This window comes from Stenotrophomonas sp. 01N47 (assembly GCF_056399165.1).
The window spans coordinates 1-707 of the sequence record NZ_JBFTQU010000023.1; the positions used below are offsets into that span (position 1 = coordinate 1).

A 707-nucleotide genomic window follows, 5' to 3' on the forward strand; every position below is an offset into this window, starting at 1 on the left:
GACCTGCTGAACATCAGCTACACCTCGACCCTGGCCAGCAGCACCGTCGACCTCAGCCAAAGCAACCTGCAGAACGTCGAAGATGTCACCGTCACCGGCCTCGGTGCCTTCACCGTGATCGGCAACGACCTGAACAACACCCTGCTCGGCAACGCCCTGAACAACGTGCTGATCGGCAACAGCGGCAACAACGTGCTGGACGGTGGCCTCGGCGCCGACGTGATGATGGGCGGCTTCGGCAAYGACACCTACRTCGTCGACAACCTCAAGGACACGGTCACCGAAACCAGYACCCTGGCGAGCGAAATCGACACCGTACGCGCCTCGGTGAGCTGGRCCCTGGGCGCCAACCTGGAAAACCTCACCCTSACCGGCAGCGAYAACCTCAMCGGCGTCGGCAATGCCCTGAACAACGTGCTGACCGGCAACAGCGGCAACAACRTSCTCAACGGTGGCGCGGGGCTGGATACGCTGATCGGCGGCGCCGGCGACGACACCTATATCCTCGACCAGGCCGGCGAACTGGCACTGCTGCAGGAAACCGYCGACCAGGGCCGYGACCTGCTGAACATCAGCTACACCTCGACCCTGGCCAGCAGCACCGTCGACCTCAGCCAAAGCAACCTGCAGAACGTCGAAGATGTCACCGTCACCGGCCTCGGTGCCTTCACCGTGATCGGCAACGACCTGAACAACACCCTGCTCGG

At 63.2% G+C, this 707-nt stretch carries 1 protein-coding gene; it reads left to right on the forward strand.

Annotation, left to right across the window (positions count from 1 at the left end):
- Positions 1-707: calcium-binding protein (locus AC1DKR_RS20995; RefSeq protein WP_478035055.1), on the forward strand; the 707-nt coding region annotated here is incomplete at both ends.